The following is a 15,465-nucleotide window of genomic DNA, read 5'->3' as shown; positions in this document are numbered from 1 at the left end:
CCCTATGAAAGGTGTCTTCGCGGCCGTGCTCACCCCGATGCGGGAGGACCTGTCGGTCGACCGCGCCGCCTTTGCCGCGCACTGTCGCCGATTGCTCGACGACGGCTGCCACGGCCTCGGCATCTTCGGCACCACCGGCGAGGCCAACTCGCTGTCGGTGCGCGAGCGCGTGGACGCGTGCGAGGGCCTGGTGGAGGACGGCATCCCGGCGGACGTCCTGCTGCCGGGGACGGGCGCGTGCGCGCTGCCCGACGCGGTGACGCTGGCCCGCGAGGCGCTGGCGGTCGGCGCGCCGGGCGTGCTCGCGCTGCCGCCCTTCTACTACAAGGGCGTCAGCGACGACGGCCTGCTGCGGTTCTTCGCGGAGCTGATCGAGCGCGTCGGCGACGACCGCCTGCGGCTGTTCCTGTACCACATCCCGCCCATGGCCCAGGTGGGCTTCACGCCCGACCTGATCGGCCGGCTGCTGGACGCGTACCCGGGCGTCGTGGCCGGGACGAAGGACTCCGCGGGCGACGCGGCGCGGATCGAGCGCCTGTGCAAGCAGTTCCCGCAGCTGACGGTGTTCGCCGGCACCGAGCGCTTCCTGCTGGACACGCTGCGCTGGGGCGGGGACGGCTGCATCTCGGCCACCTGCAACGTCACCGCGGCGCAGTCGCGGCGCGTCTACGACCTGTGGGAAGCGGGCGACGCGGCCGCCGACGCCGAGCAGGCGGCGCTGACCGAGACGCGCTCGTTCCTCGAGGGCTTCCCGCCGATCCCGGCGCTGAAGGCGATCATGCGGGCGCGCACGGGCGACGACGTGTGGGCGAACCTGCGCCCTCCGCTCGACGCGCTGGCCGAGGACCGCGTTCGTGAGCTCACGGTTCGACTCTGACCTGGCCGAGCCGGAGCGTGCTTCGCGACCCCGGCACCGTCGTGATCGTCACGTTCACGGGGGAAGGCCGGGCGGCACAGCTGTTCCAGCTGATCCGGCACACGCTGGTGGACGGGCGCGTCGTGCGGACCGAATACAGCCACGGAGCGAGGAGCGCTACCTCTACGCGGGCGAACGGCTCGTCGCCATCGAGGAGTACGAGGAGATCGACTGCTGCACCGGCCGGGTCCGCCGTTCGACGCCTTGCTGGCCGAGCGCGCGCCGGGCTACGCCGACGCGGTCATCGAGGCGCTCACGGCCTGGCGGGACCGGGACCGGCAGCGGCCCGTCGACGCGCTGTGGCTGGACAACTACAGCCAGCACGGCCCGTTCGCGGTGATCTACGTGGGCTTCGCCGACCGCGCTGAGCGCTTCCCCTTCTACGACGCTCCCGGCGGCGCCGCCCCCGAGTGGGTGCGGATGGACGACGACGAGGGCACGCTGCTGCGCACGGGCGCGCCCGCGGTCGACGACCCCAACGACACCGTCGGCGAAGCGGTCGGGCGGCTCCTGCTCGCGCACGACTGGCGCGGCGTGCTCAACACCACCCGGGACTTCGTCGTGCTCGTCTGCGAGGCCAACGACGAGGACGTGGAAGCGCGGCTGCGGCGCCTGAACCCGCCGGAGACGGTCGAGCAGTGGTTGCGCCGCGCGCCGGATGGGCAGCGATGAAGCCATGATCGACGAGACGCCGCGCAACGACGAGGCCGACTACGACCCGGAGCAGGACCCGGACACGGACGCGCCCGAGACGCCGCAGGACGATCCCACGACCGACGATCAGGCCGAGGGCGAAGAGTGATGTTCGGCGACGACGACAAGGACGACAAGCCCGCCCCGATCCGCGACTACGAGACGCGGACGCCCAAGCCCGACGAGCCCAAGACGGACGCCGAGGCGCGCGAGGACAGCTATCACGACGAGCTCGAAGGCGACGACGGCGCCGCCTGAGCCACCGGCTCGCCGCGCGCGAACCGCTCGCCGGACGACGGGTCGTCCGGCGGGCGGCGCGTGACGAAGTGCAGCGCCAGGCCCGCGGCCAGCACCGCGAGGCCGATCAGGGCCACGGTCGGCTCCAGCCACAGCAGCAGCAGCGCGGCCGCGCCGATCACCGCGCGCGCCGGCCACGCGATGCGGCCCTTCAGCCAGCCCTCGAGCGCCAGCCCGAGCGCGATCACCGCGATCACCGAGACCACGAACGCGAACGCGATCGTCTCCAGCCCGCCCTGCATCAGCAGGCCCTCGCCGCGCGGGGCGAGGATGAACGCGAACGGGACCAGGAACGCGGGCAGCGTGTAGCGGCAGGTGAGCATCATCGTCTTGAAGCCGTTGCCACCCGTGATCGCCGCCGCGGCGAACGCCGACAGCGCGGTCGGCGGGCTCACCTCGCTCAGGACCGCGTAGTAGAAGATGAACATGTAGGCGGCGAAGTCCTCGACGCCGAGCGCGATCAGCGCGGGCGCGACCACGGCGGCGGCGATGATGAAGCTCGCCGTGACCGGCACGGCCAGGCCCAGGATGAGCACGGCGACCGCGCTCAGGATCGCCGTAAGGGCGAGCGAGCCGCCCGCGACATCGACGATCAGCCCGGCGAGCTTGAGCCCGAGGCCGGTGAGCGTGACGACGGCGACGATGATGCCGGCGGCGGCGGTGGTGGCCGCGATCGGCAGCACGCTGCGCGCACCGGCGACAAGCGACTCCCAGACGTCCTTGGGCCCCATCCGGTCGCGGCGGTCGAGGAAGCTGAGCAGGAACGCGACGACGGTGGCGATGATCACCGCGCGGAAGGCGGAGAAGCCGACCGCGAGCAGGATCACGATCAGGAACAGGCTCGAGAAGTGGTAGCCCCAGCGGGCGAGCAGCTTGCCGACGCCGGGCGTGTCGATGTCCAGGCCGTGCACGTCGTGGCGGCGCGCGTCGGCCTCGATCGCCATCAGGATGCCGACGTAGTAGAGGACCGACGGGATCAGCGCGTAGACCAGCACCTGCAGGTAGCTGACCTCGAGCAGCTCGGCGATGATGAACGCGGCGGCGCCGAGCGTCGGCGGGCTCAGGATCGCGCCGATGCCGCTGGCGGCCATCACGCCGCCGCCCTGGTCCTTCGGGTACCCGGCCTTGCGCAGCAGCGGCCAGGCGACGCTGCCCAGCGTCACCGTGGTGGCGACGCCGGAGCCGGAGACCGTACCGAGCAGGAAGCCCGCGAGCGCACTCGTGCGGCCCGGGCCGGTCTTCGAGCGCCCGAAGGCGGCGAACGAGATCTCGACGAAGAAGCGCGCCGCGCCGCTGAACTCGAGCACCGCGCCGTAGATCGCGAACAGGACGATGTAGGTCGCGGCGACGTCCAGCGGGATGCCGAAGATGCCCTCCAGGCCCATGTAGGACTGGCCGACGATGCGGTCGATGCCGTAGCCCTTGTGGCCGATCGCGAGCCAGTCGGGGATCAGGCCGCCGAAGAACGCGTAGACGAGGAACGCGAGGCAGATCGCCGGTAGCGCCCAGCCGGTGGTGCGGCGCGTGGCCTCGAGCACGACGAGGATCGCCGCGACGCCGAACACGATGTCCAGCGTCTCCGGCCGCGCCGCGCGGCGCACGAGGTCCGGCGTGAAGACGGCGTAGCCGATCGCCAGCAGCGCGAGACCGGCGACGACGTAGTCCGCGGCGGTGGGCCGCTTGGCGCGGCCGAACGCGACGAACGTCAGCAGCAGCGCGACCGCCAGGAACGCGGGCCGGTAGACCTGCGGCGCCAGCGGCTGGAAGACCCAGAAGATGGCGAAGATCGAGAGCCCGGCGCCGAGGACGGCGACGAGCCGCGCGGGGAAGCCCTCGAGCGTGCGGCCGGGACGCTCGGGCTCGTACTCGTCCAGCAGCTCTTCGGTCTTGGTCATCGCTCCACCACGAGACGCAGATGGACAGGGCCGCCGTACAGCGGCACGCGCTGGCCGCCGGCGACGAGCGTGCGTTGCCCGCGCCGGGTCGCGGCGAGCGGCATGGTGCGGAACTTCGCCGGCTCGTACGGGTGCAGCACCCACACGTCGCCCTCGCGCGTGCGGTCGCCGTCGAGCTCGTAGTAGTCGAGCACGCGCCCGTCGCGGGAGGCGACGGCGTCGAGCTCGAAGCCGCCGTCGGTGGCGCGGAAGCGCTCCTCGGCGGTCGCTTTGTACACGGAGTGCCGGTAGGTGAGGGCGAAGCGCCCGTCGGCGGGCAGCGGGGCGCTGGCGTACTCGCGCCCCTCGCCGTCGAGCGCGGCGACCGCCGGCCCGCTCGAGCCGCAGCCGGTCAGCGCCACCGCCGCCACGGCGGCGGCGCCGCGGGAACGAGCCGCCAGGCGAGTTCCCGACACCGAATGCGAGCGCGCACCGCGAGTCATTCGGCCGCCTCTTCGTAGTAGCGCTGCGCACCCTCGTGCAGCTCGACCGGCTCGACGACCTTCTGCGCGTCCTCGAGCGTCAGCTTCTCGGCGGACGGGTGCACCTCGGCGAGCTCGGCCTTGTGGTCGAACATGAGCTTGAGCAGGTCGTGGGCGAGCGCGGGGTCCATGTCCTCGCGCACCATCAGCAGGTTCGGGACCGAGATCGTCTTCACCGGCGCGACGTTCGGGTACTCGCCCGCCTCCACCTCGGCCTCCACGTACGCCTCGCCGTAGCGCTCGTTGAGCTCGGGCAGATAGGCGTCCAGCGGAAGCAGGACGATGTCGTCGGTGGTCGCGAGGTCGGTGATCGCCCCCGTCGGCAGGCCGCCGGACCAGACGAACGCGTCCAGCGAGCCCTCGCGCAGCGCCGCGGCCGACTCGCCCACGCCCAGCGACCGCTTGGTCACGTCCTCGTCCGGGTCCAGGCCCGCGACCTCCAGCAGCCGCAGCCCGATCACCTCGGTGCCGGAGTTCGGCGAGCCGAGCGAGACGGTCTTGCCCTTGAGGTCCTCGATCTTCTCGATCCCGGACGACTTGAGCGCGACGACGTGGGTGAAGTTGGAGTAGAGCGTCCCGAGCGCCCGCAGCGGAAGCTTCTCGCCGTCGAACGACTCCTTGCCCTGGACCGCGTCGATCGCGGTGTCGGCGAGCGTGAACGCGACCTCGCTGTCACCGTCGGCGACGAGGAAGAGGTTGTCGACGGAGGCGCTCGTGGTCTCCGCCGTGGTGGGATGGCCGTTGGCCGAGAACATCTCGGCCACGCCGCCGCCATAGACCTGGTAAACGCCGCCGGAGCCGCCGGTGGCGATCGACATGCGATCGTCGCCGCCGGGCGGGTCCTCCAGCGAGCACGAGCCCACGAGCAGCGCGCTCGCCAGAACCGGAACGAGGCCTCTCCTCCCCATTCCGGCTCAATGCCCGCCTCAGTTCAAATTCACACCCTGGTCGGCGAGCCAGGCCTTGACGTTCTCGGGCGGCTTGCCGTCGAACTCGGCCTTGGCGGCGTGCGCGAGGATGTGCTCGGGCGTGTTCTCGAGCTCGTCGAGCCGGTGCGCGAGGTAGAGGGTCACGGCCTGGGCCATCACGATCGGCGCGTCTTCGTCGACGCCCCACATGACCCGCTCCTCGAGCCCGTCGAGAATGCCGCGCACGGGCTGGTCCGCATCCTCGAAGCGCACCGCGAATTCCTCCACGGCCGCATCCTCGCCGGGCGGATCGACGATCGCGACGGCACGGCGGACGAGGTCGGCGAGCGAGATCAGGGTCCAATCGGTCGGCATCTACGGGTCTTACCCAGCGAACTCGATGACGCTGCGGATGCCGTCCTGCTTGTGCATGAGATCGAACCCGTGGTTGACCTCGTCGAGCGTGATCCGGTGCGAGATGAACGGGTCCACGTCGAGCTGGCCGTCGAGGTAGAGCTGGACGAGCTGGGGCACCTGATCGCGGCCCTTGACGCCGCCGAACGAGGAGCCCGCGACGCGCCGGCCCGTGATCAGGTAGCGCGGGACGATGTCGAGCGTCTCGCCCTTGCCCGCGACGCCCGCGACGGTGCACAGGCCCCACCCCATGCGCGCGGACTCGACGGCCTGGCGCATCACGCTCACCAGCCCGGTGGCCTCGATCGTGTAGTCGGCGCCCATCCCGCCCGTCTCGTCCAGGACGCGCTGGACGACTTCGTCGCCGCCGATCCAGGTGTCGGTCGCGCCTTGGCCCTTGGCGAGCTCGAGGCGGTCCTCGCTCATGTCGACGCAGATGATGCGCTCCGCGCCCTGCAGGCGCGCGCCCGCGACCGCGCCGAGGCCGACCATGCCGGCGCCGTAGACGACGACGGTCGAGCCCGCTTCGACCTTGGCCGTGAACATCGCCGCGCCCAGGCCGGTGGACAGGCCGCAGGCGAACAGCGCGCAGCGGTCCAGCGGCGCCTCCTGCGGCACCTTGGCCAGCGCGATCTCCGGCATCACCGTGTACTCGGCGAACGTGCTGGTGCCCATGAAGTGGCGGATGGGCTCGCCGTTGCGGGAGATGCGCACCGTGCCGTCCGGGAGGTGGCCCTGGTTCTGCTCGGCGCGGATCGCCATGCAGAGGTTCGTCTTGGGCGACAGGCAGTGCTCGCACTCACGACACTGGGGCGAGAACAGCGTCACGACGTGATCACCGACCGCCACGTCCTTGACGCCCTCGCCGATCTTCTCCACCACGCCCGCGCCCTCGTGCCCGAGCACGGCCGGCGCGTACCCGGACGGATCGGCCCCGGACGCTGTGTACATGTCCGTGTGGCAGACGCCGCACGCCACCAGCCGGACCAGCACCTCACCGGGCTTCGGGTCCGCCAGCTCGACCTCCTGGACGACGAGCGGCTTGCCGAACTCCTCCAACACCGCGGCACGCATCTTGGTCATGTGCGGCACCCTATAAGCCCATGTGGGTGCTCTTCGATCTCAACGGGACGCTGCTCGATCCCGCCGCGCTGCTGGACCCGCCGGAGATCCCGATCGCCGCGCTCGACGAGGCCAACATGATGGCCATGGTCACCGTCCTGGCGGGACGCGAGACGACCTTCAAGCCCTTGTTCGAGGCCGCGTTGCGGCGCGGGCTCGAGCGCGCCGGGCGCGAGCCGGTCGAGGTCGACCTGAGCTCCATGCCGGCCTATCCGGACGTGCCGGACGCGCTGCAGGCGCTGCGCGACGGCGGCTTCAAGCTCGCCGTGCTCACCCAGTCCGCGGTCGAGCCTTCCGAGTTGGCGTTGACGAACGCCGGCGTCCGCGAGCACTTCGAGGACGTGATCTCCGCACCCGCGTCGGGCGCCTTCAAGCCCGAGGACCTCGCCTACCGCGCCGCGCTGGAGAAGCTCGGCGCGACCGACGCCTGGTTCGTCGCCGGTCACTGGTGGGACGTCGCGGGTGCGACCTTCGCGGGCCTGAAGACCGCCTGGGTCTCGCGGACCGACCTCGCCTATCCGGTCGCGATGCCCGAGCCGCACGTCCGTGGCGCCGACGTCGCCGCGGTGGCGAGGGCGATCCTAAAGTCGCCGAGCCCCTGAGCCCTCACGGCCCAAGCGGTCTTCCGGGTTCACGAGCGCGCAGCGGTCCAGCGACAGACAGCCGCAGCCGATGCAGTCCGTGAGCGAGTCGCGCAGCCGTTCGAGTTGCGCGATCTGCTCATCCACGCGCGCTCGCCAGCCGGCCGACAGCGCGGCCCAGTCCTCGCGCCTGGGCGTCCGCCCCGCGGGCAGCCGGGCCAGTTCCTCGCCGATCTGCTCCAGCGTCAGCCCGACGCGCTGGGCGAAGAGGATGAACGCGACGCGCCGGATCACGGGGCGCGGATAGCGGCGATGGCCGCCGCCGTTGCGCTCGGACGCGATCAGGCCCCGCTCCTCGTAGAAACGCAGCGCACTCGTGGCCACGCCGGTGCGTTCCGCCACCTGTCCGATCGTCAGAAGCTGCGGCACTTGAATTCAAGCGTACTTGAGGTTTCACAATGGACCCATGCCCTTTCTCGTCGGACTCGGCGGCACGATGCGCTTCGGCTCTTCCAACGAGCGCGCGCTCAAGATCGCCATGGAGCACGCCGCCGGGCTCGGCGCGGAGACGCTGCTGATCACGGGCGCTCGGCTGGACCTGCCCACCTACGATCCCGCGTTGGACCCGAACGCAGCCGCGCAGTACGTGATCGACGCCGTCGAGCGGGCGGACGGGCTGATCCTCGCCTCGCCCTCCTACCACGGCGGGATGACCGGGCTGCTCAAGAACGCGCTCGACCACCTGGAGGCGCTGCGCGACCGGCCGCGGCCGTATCTGCGCGACCGGCCCGTCGGCCTGATCGCCACGGGCGACGGCTGGCAGGGGCCGAACGCGACGCTCCAGGCGCTGCGGCTCACCGTGCACGCGCTGCAGGGCTGGCCGACGCCGCTCGGGATCGCGCACAACGTCGTCGACGAGGGCGTGGACGCGGCGCGGCCGCAGTTGCGGCTCGTGGCCGAGCAGGTCCTGGACTTCGCGCAGGCGCGGGTGGCGGCCGTTGCTTGAAGTGACGGGCCCGGAGGCGGCGGCGTACCTCGACGCGCACCTGACGTGTCGCGTCGCGGAGGACGCCCACGGCGCGCTGCTGGCGCCCAAGGGCACTTTGCTCGGGCTCGTGCGGCTCGAGCGCGCGGCCGAAGGCTTCCGCGTCTTCTCCGAGCAGGCGGCGGTGCGGCAGGCCCTCGAGCGCGGACGGGTCGGCTGGATGGTCGAACTGACGCCGTTCGAGCATCACGAGCCGCCCATGTCCGACCTCGAACGCGTCGAGCGCGGCATCCCGGCGCTCGGCCGCGACATCGACGAACGCACGCTGCCCGCCGAAGCCGGCCTGGTCGGGACGCTGGTGCGCACGGACAAGGGCATGTACCCGGGCATGCAGACCGTGCTGCGCCAGCAGCGCTCCGGCACGGTCCACCGCGCGCTGCGGCGCCTCGCGCTCGACGCGCCCGTCCCCGAGGGCGCCGAGGTCCACGACGAAGCGGGCGTGCTGGGCACGATCGGCACCGCGGTCGTCCACCCCACCCGCGGCCCGCTCGCGCTGGCCCTGCTGCGCAGCCGCGCGGTGCCCGGAACCCGGGTGCGCATCGCCGAGGTGTCCGGTATCGTCGAACCGTGACGCTCACGCGCGAGCAGCTGGAAGAGCACCAACGGCACGTCGCCCGCCGCAAGGAACCCGACGCGCCGCTCACCCGCGAGCAGGAGCAGATGCTCAAGCTCCAGACGGGCGTCGGCAACGCCGCGATCGCCCGCGCGATGCTCAACCGCCAGCTGCCCGACCTGGTCCCGCGCCTCGGCCCGCCGCAGCCGATGGAAGACGCGATCAAGATGCGCGTCGTCGCCTACCTGGAGCGGATGCGGCTCGCGATCCAGCTCCACAACATGGACGGCACGATCTCGATGCCGGAGCTGGTCAACCAGGTCCGCCAAAACGTGCCCGAGGCGCTGGCCGCGACGCCGTTCCAGATCGAGATGGTGATCGTCGAGGTGCTCGGCGGCGACACGCCGCCGCCCGTGCGCAAGGTCGTCACGCCGGATGGCCGCCAGCAGGAGGTCTCGGCCCGGATCCTGAACTCGATCCCGAAGCCGCCAAAGGAGCTTTCGCTGCACGCCGGGCCCGGCACGCTGACGTTCGCCTTCGCCGGCGAGGCCAAGGTCCAGGCCGGACCGGTCACGGTCAAGGCCGACAAGGACGGCGCCTCGGCGACGGTCAAGAGCGGCGACGCCTCGGTCATGGGCCAGGCGGCGTTCGCGGGCGACTCGGTCGGCCTGAAGGCCTCGATCAAGGGCCTGAGCTTCGACGCACAGCTGCGCAAGGGCGCCGGCAACGACTGGTCGAAGTTCGCGGCGACGGTCAAGATCCCGATCGGCGGCGACGAGACGGTCGAGGACCGCCCGCCGCTGGAGGAGATCACGGCCGCGGTGGTCCAGGCCGAGGCCGCGATCAACGAGGTCGTCGCCCACCTCGCGCAGGGCGGCAGCCCGAGCGACGAGGTCGTGCGGCAGAAGATGGCGCTGATTAAGCCCGCGTTCGAGAAGGTCGGCGAGGCGGTCGAGGCCCGCAAGGGCCCGCAGGCCGGGCTGAAGCTGACCGTCGGGACCGGCGACCCGAAGCTCGGCTCCTACGGCGTGGTCTCCCTCGTCATCGAATTCTGATGTCCGAGCTGGACCTGCGTGTGGGCGACGACGACCGGGAGCGGGTCGTCGGCGCGCTGCAGCGCCACGCGCGGGCCGGCCGGCTGGACCCGGTCGAGCTCGATGAGCGGCTCGAGGCCGCGCTGAGCGCCAAGACGTTCCGCGAGCTGGAGTCGCTCACCGCCGACCTGCCGGACGAGACCCGCACGCCGCAGGCGCTCCGCCGGCGCAAGGTCGGCGAGCTGCGCGGGCACCTCGGGTTCTGGATCACCGTCTCGGTCATCTGCCTCGCGGTCTGGGCCGCGACCGGCGCGGACTACTTCTGGCCGCTGTGGCCGATCGCGTTCATCGGCCTCACGGTGGTGCTGCACGGGCTCGAGGTGCTCAAATGTGCGCCTGATCGTTCCACGTCAGCAGCGCCCAGCCATCGAAGCGCTCGCCTTCGATGAAGTAGTCGCGCCGCTGCTGGAACATCGTGATGCCGGTGTTGATGTGCCCCATCCGGTACAGCGCCGGCAGGTGGGCGGGTGAGAACTCCTCCCGGAAGAGCGCCGCGCCGGTGAAGTAGTGAATGAAGCCCCAGTGCGAAACGCAGAGGATGCGTTCGCTCTCCACGCGCTCCTCGAGGCGTTCCATCACGCGCGCGACACGCCCCACGATGTCGTTGAACGACTCCGCGCCCGGTTCGGCGTGATCGGGCGCGGACCGCGGCATCCATGAGATGTGGCCCTCGCCGTTGAAGTTCGGCGAGACGGCGCGGTAGGCGTCGGACTGGACCGCCTCGTGCAGGTCCTCGTCGGTGTCGAAGCCGAGGCCCAGCACCTCACCGATGCCCTGCGCCGTCTCCTGCGCGCGACCGTACGGTGAGGCGATGATGCGCTCGATCCCTTCGCCGCGCAGGCGCTCGCCCACCCCGCGCGCCTGCTCCCAGCCCCGCTCGGACAGGTGATCGCCGTCCTCGGGCTCGGGCCGCCCGTTGCGCTCGGCGACGTTGAAGCGCGACTCGCCGTGCCGCGTGAAGTAGACGATCAAGGCTTCAGGCCCTGCAGGAAGAGCTCGTGCACGCGCGTCTCCCCCGCGATCTCCGGGTGGAACGAGATCACGAGCATGTTGTCCTGGCGCGCGGCAACGGGGTGCCCATCGACCTCGGCGAGGATCTCGACCGCGTCGCCGTACTCGGCCAGCCACGGCGCGCGGATGAACACCGCGCGCACCGGGCCCTCGATCCCGGGGATCTCCAGGTCCTCCTCGAAGGAGCGGATCTGGCGGCCGAACGCGTTGCGCCGCGCCAGCGTGTCCATCACGCCCAGGTGCTCGCGGTCGAGCATGATCATCCCCGCGCACGTGCCGAGCACGGGCTTCCCGCTCCGTACGAAGTCCCGCAGCGGGTCCCCGAGGCCCTCACGCTGGATGCCGAGCGTCATCGTCGTCGACTCGCCGCCCGGCATCACCAGCCCGTCCAGCCCGTCGAGGTCGGCGGGCACGCGGACCTCGCGCACTTCGGCGCCGAGGTCCTCCAACATCTTGCGGTGCGCTTCGAAGTCGCCTTGAAGCGCCAGAACGCCGACTACCAACCGCGCGTGGCGAGCAGCTGCTGATCTTCGAGCTTGCGCGTCTCCAGCGACTGCATCGCCTCGCCCAGACCCTCGGACGCCTGAGCGACGCGCGCCGGGTCCTTGAAGTGCGTGGTCGCCTCGACGATCGCCTTCGCGCGCTCGGACGGGTTCGAGGACTTGAAGATGCCCGAACCCACGAACACGCCCTGGGCGCCGAGCTGCATCACCAGCGACGCGTCCGCGGGGGTCGCGATGCCGCCGGCGCAGAACAGCACCACCGGGAGCTTCTGGTCGGCCGCGACCTGGCGCACGAGATCGAGCGGGGACTGCAGCTCCTTCGCGGCGGTCGCGAGCTCCATGTCGTCCAGCGTGCCCAGGCGGCGGATCTCGGACCGGATCGAGCGCAGGTGGCGCACGGCCTCGACGATGTCGCCAGTGCCGGCCTCGCCCTTGGAGCGAATCATCGCCGCACCCTCGCCGATCCGGCGCAGCGCCTCGCCCAGGTGGGTCGCGCCGCACACGAACGGCACCTTGAAGCCCCACTTGTCGATGTGGTTGGCCTCGTCCGCGGGCGTCAGCACCTCGGACTCGTCGATGTAGTCGACCTCGAGCGCCTCCAGCACCTGCGCCTCGGCGAAGTGGCCGATGCGCGCCTTGGCCATGACCGGGATGGTCACGGCCTCCTGGATGCCCTTGATCAGGATCGGATCGGACATGCGCGCCACGCCGCCGTCGCGGCGGATGTCGGCGGGAACGCGCTCGAGCGCCATGACGGCCGCCGCACCGGCGTCCTCGGCGATCTTCGCCTGCTCGGCGTTGACGACGTCCATGATGACGCCGCCCTTCAGCATCTCGGCCAGACCGGCCTTCACACGGAACGTCGCCTCGTCTCTCATTGCCAGACGATGTTATCCACGCACGCGCCGGTGCCGGGGTTCGCGCCCGGGCGGCTGTTTCGGCTCCGGCCCGGGGTCGTCCACGTGCCATTCGCGCGTCACGGGCCGATCGATCAGGATCTTCTCGTCGTAGTGCAGGATCTCGAACGGCTCGCCGTCGACGAGCTCGTAGGTGACGTCGCGGTGGCGGACTCGAACCCGGATCGAGCTTCCGCGGTAGCGGAGCCGGAACTCCAGCCGCGTGATCGCGTTCGGCAGCCGCGGGCGGAAGGACAGGTCGCCGCCGAAGTCCCGCATCCCGCCGAAGCCCGCCACGGCCGCGATCCAGGAACCGGCCAGCGAGGCGATGTGCAGGCCGTCGCGCGTGTTGTCCATCAGGTCACCGAGGTCCATGCGGGCGGCTTCGCCGAAGTAGTCGTAGGCGAGGTCGAGGTGCCCGACCTCCGCGGCCACCACGGCCTGCGCACACGCACTCAGGGAACTGTCACGCACCGTGATCGGCTCGTAGTAGGCGAAGTCGCGCGCCTTCTGCTCGGGCGTGAAGCGGTTGCCGCGCATGTACAGCGCGAGCACGAGGTCGGCCTGCTTGACCACCTGCGTGCTGTAGAGCCGGAAGTAGGGCACGTGCAGCAGCAGCGGGTACTGCACGCCGTCGAAGTCGAACAGCTTGTGGTGCGTGAAGTTCTCGGCCTGCGGGTGCACCTGCAGCCGCTCGTCGTACGGAATGTGGATCGCTGACGCGGCGTCCCGCCAGGCCGCGATCTCCTCGATGTCGACGCCGAGCTGGCGCGCGTGGTTGTTGTGGCGGGAGGCGACCAGCGCGGCGTGGCGCAGGTTCTGCTCGGCCATCAGGTTCGTGTAGATGTTGTCGTCGGCGATCGCGGAGTACTCGTCCGGGCCGGTGACGCCGTCGATGTGGAAGCGGCCGTCGTGGTCGTGGTGGCCGAGCGAGCGCCACAGCCGCGCGGTGTGGACGAGCAGCTCCAGCCCGGTCGTGGCCTCGAACTCGACGTCCCCGGTCGCGCGGATGTAGCGGATGACGGCGTCCGCGATGTCGGCGTTGACGTGGAAGCCGGCCGTGCCCGCGGGCCAGTACGCGCTGCACTCCTGGCCGCGGATGGTCCGCCACGGGAACGCGGCGCCTTCCAGCTCGAGCGTCTTGCCACGCTCGAGCGCGAGGTCGAGCGTCGCGTGGCGCCAGCGCAGCGCGTCGGCGGCCGCGGTCGGCAGCGTGTACGTGAGCACCGGCAGGACGTAGGTCTCCGTGTCCCAGAACGCGTGGCCGTCGTAGCCCGGGCCGGTCAGGCCCTTGGCGGGAATGGCGCGGCGCTCCGCTCGGGCGCCCGCCTGCAACGTGTGGAAGAGCGCGAAGCGAACGGCCTGCTGGAGCTCGCCGTCGCCGTCGATCTCGACGTCCGCGTGCTCCCAGAACGCGTCCAGGTACTCGCGCTGCTGGGCGGCGAGCGTGTCCCAGCCCGTGCGCTTGGCGGAGGCCACGGCCGCGTCCACCTGGTCGCGCACGGACGGCAGCGAGCGCCGGCTCGACCACCCGTAGGCGAGGAACTTGGTAAAGCGCAGGCTCTGGCCGGGCTGCAGCTCGGCGGTCAGCCACACGCGGCCGAGGTCCGGTGCCGCCTCGGCGCCGCACACGATCCCGTCGACCTTCTCGAACACGTGGTCCATGCCCGCCGCCATCCGCAGCTTGCTCTTGTGCGTGCGGTGGACGAGCACGACCCGCAGGTCGTGGACCTCCTGCTCCTCGGCGTCGAGCGGCGCCTCGAGCGCGGCCGCGGCGCGTGGGTCGCGGGTCTTGTGCGCGTTCGGCTCGTTGGCCACCAGCTCGGACTGGGCGACGATCCGCAGCGGCTCGTCGTCGACCGCCTTGACCTCGTAGCGGATCGCGGCCACCGAGCGCTGGACGAACGAGACCAGGCGCGTCGAGTTGATCTCGATCTCGCGCCCGCTCGGCGAACGCCAGCGCACGTGGCGCCTCAGGACCCCCTCACGCAGGTCCAGCGAGCGCGTGTGCGCGAGCAGCTCGCCGTAACGGATGTCGAACGGCTCGTCGTCGACCAGCAGCCGGATCAGCTTGCCGTTGGTCGCGTTCACGACGGTCTGGCCGTCCTCCGGGTAGCCGTAGCCGGCCTCCGCGTACGGCAGGGGGCGCGTCTCGTAGAAGCCGTTGAGGTAGGTGCCGGGCAGGCCGAACGGCTCGCCCTCGTCGAGGTTGCCGCGCAGGCCGATGTGGCCGTTGGAGAGCGCGAACACGGACTCGGCCTGTGCGAGCACGTGCAGGTTCAGCCGTTCCTCGCTGACCGCCCACGGCTCGACGGTGAAGGCCGGGTGCGTGATCAAAGGAGCTCTCCCAGGTCGTCCACGACCACGTCGGCGCCGCTGGCCTTGAGCGCCTCAGCCTGGTTCGCCCGGTTGACGCCGACCACGAACCCGAACCGGCCGGCCGCCCCGGCCTGGACGCCCGCGAGCGCGTCCTCGAACACGGCGGCGTGTGCGGGCTCGACACGCAGGCGGCGCGCGGCCTCCAGGAACGTGTCCGGCGCGGGCTTGCCCGGAAGGTTGAGCTCGCGCTTGACGACGCCGTCGACGCGCTCCTGCATGTAGCGATCCATGCCCGTGACCTTCAGGACCTCCTCGGCGTTCGCGCTCGAGCTCACGAGCGCGAGCTGGAGGTCGGCGGCCTTCGCGGCTTCGAGGTAGCGGCGGGAGCCCTCGTAGGCCTCCACCCCCTGCTCGCGGATCAGGCGCAGGACGAGGTCGTTCTTCACCGTGCCGATGCGCGTGATCTCGCTCTCGGGCGGGTGGACGTCACGCGAGGCCAGGAACGAGCGGATCCCGTCCTCGCGCGCTTTGCCGTCGACGTACAGGACGTAGTCCGTCGCGATGTCGAACGTGTAGCCCTCCTCCTCGAACGTCTGCTTCCACGCCTGGGCGTGGACGGCGGCGGTGTCCGTGAGGACGCCGTCGAGGTCGAACAGGAGGGCGGTGATGCGGTCGGGTAGGCCCAGCACGGGCGGAG

Annotated in this window: 20 protein-coding genes; 9 read left to right on the top strand and 11 right to left on the bottom strand. The window is 71.3% G+C overall.

All coding sequences use genetic code 11. The features are described from left to right. Nucleotides 1-4 precede the first annotated feature (4 nt). The 4 genes from OJ962_RS09430 (at nt 5) to OJ962_RS09415 (ending at nt 1,867) form a co-directional block, all read left to right on the top strand. Nucleotides 5-877, top strand: coding sequence for a dihydrodipicolinate synthase family protein (locus OJ962_RS09430; RefSeq protein WP_202953011.1), 873 nt, complete (start codon nt 5-7; stop codon nt 875-877). Nucleotides 878-1,120: 243 nt separating this feature from the next. Continuing rightward, nucleotides 1,121-1,588: a hypothetical protein gene (locus OJ962_RS09425; protein ID WP_202953012.1), complete on the top strand. Its 468-nt coding sequence runs from the start codon at nt 1,121-1,123 to the stop codon at nt 1,586-1,588. Nucleotides 1,589-1,592: 4 nt separating this feature from the next. Beyond that, nucleotides 1,593-1,718: a hypothetical protein gene (locus tag OJ962_RS09420; protein ID WP_270006306.1), complete on the top strand. Its 126-nt coding sequence runs from the start codon at nt 1,593-1,595 to the stop codon at nt 1,716-1,718. Continuing rightward, entirely contained in the window at nt 1,718-1,867 is a 150-nt protein-coding gene (locus tag OJ962_RS09415) for a hypothetical protein (protein ID WP_202953014.1), read from the top strand. The genes OJ962_RS09420 and OJ962_RS09415 overlap by 1 nt, the downstream gene beginning before the upstream one ends. On the opposite strand, the gene OJ962_RS09410 is transcribed toward OJ962_RS09415, so the two are convergent. From OJ962_RS09410 to OJ962_RS09390, 5 genes are read right to left on the bottom strand one after another with little or no spacing between them, the layout of a single operon-like run. Next, nucleotides 1,831-3,801: a TRAP transporter permease gene (locus tag OJ962_RS09410; RefSeq protein ID WP_202953015.1), complete on the bottom strand. Its 1,971-nt coding sequence runs from the start codon at nt 3,799-3,801 to the stop codon at nt 1,831-1,833. The two genes, OJ962_RS09415 and OJ962_RS09410, sit on opposite strands and share 37 nt — an antisense overlap. After that, nucleotides 3,798-4,283: a DUF1850 domain-containing protein gene (locus OJ962_RS09405; RefSeq protein ID WP_202953016.1), complete on the bottom strand. Its 486-nt coding sequence runs from the start codon at nt 4,281-4,283 to the stop codon at nt 3,798-3,800. Before OJ962_RS09405 ends, OJ962_RS09410 begins: the two co-directional genes overlap by 4 nt. Beyond that, nucleotides 4,280-5,230 carry a TAXI family TRAP transporter solute-binding subunit gene (locus OJ962_RS09400; RefSeq protein WP_202953017.1) on the bottom strand — a complete coding sequence of 317 codons (951 nt, stop codon included), beginning with the start codon at nt 5,228-5,230 and terminating at the stop codon, nt 4,280-4,282. Before OJ962_RS09400 ends, OJ962_RS09405 begins: the two co-directional genes overlap by 4 nt. 18 nt (nt 5,231-5,248) lie before the next feature. Further along, nucleotides 5,249-5,605 (bottom strand): hypothetical protein, encoded by a 357-nt coding sequence (locus OJ962_RS09395; protein ID WP_202953018.1) that lies wholly within the window; start codon nt 5,603-5,605, stop codon nt 5,249-5,251. A gap of 9 nt (nt 5,606-5,614) precedes the next feature. Continuing rightward, the gene (locus OJ962_RS09390) at nt 5,615-6,727 is read right to left on the bottom strand and encodes an alcohol dehydrogenase catalytic domain-containing protein (protein ID WP_202953019.1); all 1,113 of its coding nucleotides are present in this window, start codon (nt 6,725-6,727) and stop codon (nt 5,615-5,617) included. Between the two features lie 20 nt (nt 6,728-6,747). Here OJ962_RS09390 and OJ962_RS09385 point away from each other — a divergent pair, with 20 nt between their 5' ends. Then, complete coding sequence (locus tag OJ962_RS09385; protein WP_202953020.1) at nt 6,748-7,368, top strand: HAD family hydrolase; 621 nt, start codon at nt 6,748-6,750, stop codon at nt 7,366-7,368. Here the strand turns inward: OJ962_RS09385 and soxR are convergent. Then, complete coding sequence (gene soxR / locus OJ962_RS09380; RefSeq protein ID WP_202953021.1) at nt 7,348-7,776, bottom strand: redox-sensitive transcriptional activator SoxR; 429 nt, start codon at nt 7,774-7,776, stop codon at nt 7,348-7,350. The genes OJ962_RS09385 and soxR overlap by 21 nt on opposite strands. Before the next feature lie 37 nt (nt 7,777-7,813). Between soxR and OJ962_RS09375 the strand changes: the two genes are divergently transcribed. The 4 genes from OJ962_RS09375 to OJ962_RS09360 are packed head-to-tail and all read left to right on the top strand — an operon-like array spanning nt 7,814 to nt 10,428. Then, nucleotides 7,814-8,353 (top strand): NADPH-dependent FMN reductase, encoded by a 540-nt coding sequence (locus OJ962_RS09375; RefSeq protein ID WP_202953022.1) that lies wholly within the window; start codon nt 7,814-7,816, stop codon nt 8,351-8,353. Then, a complete protein-coding gene (locus OJ962_RS09370) occupies nt 8,346-8,963 on the top strand; it encodes a hypothetical protein (protein WP_202953023.1) in 618 nt (205 codons plus the stop codon). The genes OJ962_RS09375 and OJ962_RS09370 overlap by 8 nt, the downstream gene beginning before the upstream one ends. Further along, nucleotides 8,960-10,000: a hypothetical protein gene (locus OJ962_RS09365; RefSeq protein WP_202953024.1), complete on the top strand. Its 1,041-nt coding sequence runs from the start codon at nt 8,960-8,962 to the stop codon at nt 9,998-10,000. The genes OJ962_RS09370 and OJ962_RS09365 overlap by 4 nt, the downstream gene beginning before the upstream one ends. Beyond that, complete coding sequence (locus OJ962_RS09360; protein WP_202953025.1) at nt 10,000-10,428, top strand: DUF1707 domain-containing protein; 429 nt, start codon at nt 10,000-10,002, stop codon at nt 10,426-10,428. Before OJ962_RS09365 ends, OJ962_RS09360 begins: the two co-directional genes overlap by 1 nt. Here OJ962_RS09360 and OJ962_RS09355 read toward each other — a convergent pair. From OJ962_RS09355 to OJ962_RS09335, 5 genes are read right to left on the bottom strand one after another with little or no spacing between them, the layout of a single operon-like run. Beyond that, a complete protein-coding gene (locus tag OJ962_RS09355; protein ID WP_202953026.1) occupies nt 10,364-11,011 on the bottom strand; it encodes a histidine phosphatase family protein in 648 nt (215 codons plus the stop codon). The genes OJ962_RS09360 and OJ962_RS09355 overlap by 65 nt on opposite strands. Continuing rightward, nucleotides 11,008-11,553, bottom strand: coding sequence for a pyridoxal 5'-phosphate synthase glutaminase subunit PdxT (pdxT, locus tag OJ962_RS09350; RefSeq protein ID WP_255525660.1), 546 nt, complete (start codon nt 11,551-11,553; stop codon nt 11,008-11,010). Before pdxT ends, OJ962_RS09355 begins: the two co-directional genes overlap by 4 nt. Then, the gene (gene pdxS / locus OJ962_RS09345) at nt 11,547-12,431 is read right to left on the bottom strand and encodes a pyridoxal 5'-phosphate synthase lyase subunit PdxS (RefSeq protein ID WP_238930985.1); all 885 of its coding nucleotides are present in this window, start codon (nt 12,429-12,431) and stop codon (nt 11,547-11,549) included. Before pdxS ends, pdxT begins: the two co-directional genes overlap by 7 nt. A gap of 12 nt (nt 12,432-12,443) precedes the next feature. Further along, a complete protein-coding gene (locus OJ962_RS09340; protein ID WP_202953027.1) occupies nt 12,444-14,786 on the bottom strand; it encodes a glycoside hydrolase family 65 protein in 2,343 nt (780 codons plus the stop codon). Further along, a complete protein-coding gene (locus tag OJ962_RS09335; RefSeq protein WP_202953028.1) occupies nt 14,783-15,457 on the bottom strand; it encodes a beta-phosphoglucomutase family hydrolase in 675 nt (224 codons plus the stop codon). Before OJ962_RS09335 ends, OJ962_RS09340 begins: the two co-directional genes overlap by 4 nt. Between the last annotated feature and the right edge of the window lie 8 nt (nt 15,458-15,465).

Origin of the sequence: Solirubrobacter deserti (assembly GCF_027587175.1) — a bacterium.
Classification (GTDB): domain Bacteria; phylum Actinomycetota; class Thermoleophilia; order Solirubrobacterales; family Solirubrobacteraceae; genus Solirubrobacter; species Solirubrobacter deserti.
This window is presented reverse-complemented; position numbering and strand designations above follow the sequence as displayed.

Coding starts and splice junctions, on each gene's coding strand:
- OJ962_RS09385 (WP_202953020.1), top strand. CDS start 6,748: ATGTGGGTGCTCTTCGATCTCAACGGGACGCTGCTCGATCCCGCCGCG.
- OJ962_RS09410 (WP_202953015.1), bottom strand. CDS start 3,801: ATGACCAAGACCGAAGAGCTGCTGGACGAGTACGAGCCCGAGCGTCCC.
- pdxS (WP_238930985.1), bottom strand. CDS start 12,431: ATGAGAGACGAGGCGACGTTCCGTGTGAAGGCCGGTCTGGCCGAGATG.
- OJ962_RS09375 (WP_202953022.1), top strand. CDS start 7,814: ATGCCCTTTCTCGTCGGACTCGGCGGCACGATGCGCTTCGGCTCTTCC.
- OJ962_RS09390 (WP_202953019.1), bottom strand. CDS start 6,727: ATGACCAAGATGCGTGCCGCGGTGTTGGAGGAGTTCGGCAAGCCGCTC.
- OJ962_RS09405 (WP_202953016.1), bottom strand. CDS start 4,283: ATGACTCGCGGTGCGCGCTCGCATTCGGTGTCGGGAACTCGCCTGGCG.
- OJ962_RS09400 (WP_202953017.1), bottom strand. CDS start 5,230: ATGGGGAGGAGAGGCCTCGTTCCGGTTCTGGCGAGCGCGCTGCTCGTG.
- OJ962_RS09415 (WP_202953014.1), top strand. CDS start 1,718: ATGTTCGGCGACGACGACAAGGACGACAAGCCCGCCCCGATCCGCGAC.
- OJ962_RS09360 (WP_202953025.1), top strand. CDS start 10,000: ATGTCCGAGCTGGACCTGCGTGTGGGCGACGACGACCGGGAGCGGGTC.
- OJ962_RS09420 (WP_270006306.1), top strand. CDS start 1,593: ATGATCGACGAGACGCCGCGCAACGACGAGGCCGACTACGACCCGGAG.
- OJ962_RS09395 (WP_202953018.1), bottom strand. CDS start 5,605: ATGCCGACCGATTGGACCCTGATCTCGCTCGCCGACCTCGTCCGCCGT.
- OJ962_RS09430 (WP_202953011.1), top strand. CDS start 5: ATGAAAGGTGTCTTCGCGGCCGTGCTCACCCCGATGCGGGAGGACCTG.